This window comes from Anaerococcus sp. HMSC065G05 (assembly GCF_001812365.1).
Taxonomy (GTDB): domain Bacteria; phylum Bacillota; class Clostridia; order Tissierellales; family Peptoniphilaceae; genus Anaerococcus; species Anaerococcus vaginalis.
The window spans coordinates 1-2,764 of record NZ_KV808680.1 but is presented as its reverse complement, the minus strand read 5'-3'; the positions used below and the strand labels follow the sequence as shown (position 1 = coordinate 2,764).

Below are 2,764 nucleotides of genomic sequence, written 5' to 3'. Positions count from 1 at the left end.
ACCTAATAAAATTAAATAGCTATAAATATTTCCAGTCAAGAAAGCAAGGGCACAAGGTGGATGCCTTGGCACATGAAGGCGAAAAAGGACGTAAGTGAACGAAAACTAGGGTAAGCTCACAAAAAGCATTGACCCCTAGGTCTCCGAATGGGGCAACCCGGTTGTGGAAGACACAATCATTACTAAGTGAATACATAGCTTAGTAAGGCGATACCCTGCGAACTGAAACATCTAAGTAGCAGGAGGAAAAGAAAGAAACATCGATTTTCTAAGTAGCGGCGAGCGAAAGGAAAAGAGCCTAACTCATTAGCGATTTGTTAAAGTTAGTCAAATTATCTGAAAAGATAAACCAAAGAAAGTGAAAGTCTTGTAGACGAAAGCTTTAACAAACGAGAGGGAAAGTATCACCGGGCACGAGTAACCCGGTGTGAAGATAGGGGGCCCATCCCCTAAGGCTAAATACTAACATGTGACCGATAGTGAACAAGTACCGTGAGGGAAAGGTGAAAAGAACCCCGAAAGGGGAGTGAAATAGAACCTGAAACCTAGTGCCTACAAGCAGACAGAGCGTGAGCGAACGTGATGTCGTACCTTTTGTAGAATGGGCCAGCGAGTTATTCTAAATTGCAAGGTTAATGATTTAAGATCAGAAGCCGTAGCGAAAGCGAGTCTTAATAGGGCGAAAGTAAGTTAGAATAGACCCGAAACCGGGTGATCTATCCATGGTCAGAGTGAAGTTGAAGTAAAATTCAATGGAGGCTCGAACCGGGTGCGGTTTAAAACGCATCGGATGAACTGTGGATAGGGGCGAAAAACCAAACGAACCCGGAGATAGCTGGTTCTCCTCGAAATAGCTTTAGGGCTAGCCTCTGACCTAAGATTTTAGGAGGTAGAGCACTGAATGGTCTAGGGCGGATTACCGTACCAAAACCTATCAAACTCCGAATGCCAAAAAATCAAGTCAGGGAGTCAGACTTAGGGGGATAAGCTTCTAAGTCGAAAGGGAAACAGCCCAGACCGACAGCTAAGGTCCCAAAATTTGAATTAAGTGGAAAAGGATGTGAATCTACTAAGACAACCAGGACGTTGGCTTAGAAGCAGCCATGCATTTAAAGAATGCGTAATAGCTCACTGGTCAAGTGGGTTTGCGCCGAAAATGAACGGGGCTCAAATTCAATACCGAAGCTTCGGATTAATAGAGGGATTAAGTTTACAAATGAGACTAGGAAATATTTAACAAAAACAGAAGAGATTAAAAAGAAAAACAAATTTCAGACGCAGACATAAAAGATAGGATATTAAAAAGAAATATTCAAAAAACACAAGTCTAAAGTCAAAAGTGAGTAACATAAGAAATTATGAACTAACAATCACTGGTTAGAGTTAAAAACTAGGACTCATAGCTAAACTTAATACCTCTATTAGTGGTAGAGGAGCATTGTATTAGAGACGAAGCCAAGGCGAAAGCAAAAGTGGATCTAATACAAGAGAGAATGCTGGCATGAGTAGCGAGAAGGGATGTGAGAATCATCCCCGTCGAAACCCTAAGGACTCCTGAGCAAGGCTCGTCCCCTCAGGGAAAGTCGGGACCTAAGCCAAGGCCGAAAGGCGTAGGCGATGGATAACAGGTTTATATTCCTGTACCGCTTGAAGTCGTTAAGAGAGAAGTGATGACGCAAAAGGATAAGCAAAGCCATCAGATGGAAAAGATGGTCTAAAGCCGTAGGAAGAAAAGTAGGCAAATCCGCTTTTCACAAATTCTAAAAGCCGATAGGTATCGAAAACATAAGTAGAGAAGTTGCCGATTCCAGGTTGCCAAGAAAAGTCACTATCCAGACCAAAGCGCCCGTACCAAAACCGACACAGGTAGGGAGGTAGAGAATACCAAGACGCGCGGAAGAACCTTTGTTAAGGAACTCGGCAAAATGTCCCCGTAACTTCGGGAGAAGGGGAGCCTGAGCAATCAGGCCACAGAAACCAGGCCCAAGCGACTGTTTACCAAAAACACAAGTTTCTGCAAAATCGCAAGATGAAGTATAGGAGCTGACACCTGCCCGGTGCTGGAAGGTTAAGGGGAAGGCTTAGAGCAATCGAAGGCTAGAACTTAAGCCCCAGTAAACGGCGGCCGTAACTATAACGGTCCTAAGGTAGCGAAATTCCTTGTCGGGTAAGTTCCGACCCGCACGAAAGGTGTAACGATTTGGGCACTGTCTCAACAAAGGATCCGGTGAAATTGTAGTAGTCGTGAAGATGCGACTTACCCACGCTAGGACGGAAAGACCCCGTGGAGCTTTACTGTAGGCTGATATTGGATTTTGAGATTAAATGTACAGGATAGTTGGGAGACTGAGATATCTGGATGCCAATCTAGGAGGAGTCACTGGTGGGATACCAACCTTTTAATATCAAAGTTCTAACCATAGCCCTTGAATCAGGGCATGGGACATTGTCAGTTGGGCAGTTTGACTGGGGCGGTCGCCTCCTAAAAAGTAACGGAGGCGTTCAAAGGTTCGCTCAGAATGGACGGAAACCATTCGTAGAGTATAAAGGCAAAAGCGAGCTTAACTGCGAGAGCTACAACTCAAGCAGAGTCGAAAGACGGACTTAGTGATCCGGTGGTACCGCATGGAAGGGCCATCGCTCAACGGATAAAAGCTACCCCGGGGATAACAGGCTTATCTCCCCCAAGAGTCCACATCGACGGGGAGGTTTGGCACCTCGATGTCGGCTCGTCTCATCCTGGGGCTGGAGTAGGTCCCAAGGG

The 2,764-nt window shown here is 45.3% G+C and carries 1 rRNA gene; it reads left to right on the top strand.

The annotated features are described in order from the left end of the window. Positions 1-33: 33 nt before the first annotated feature. Positions 34-2,764 (top strand): 23S ribosomal RNA (locus tag HMPREF2852_RS00040); the annotation flags it as partial.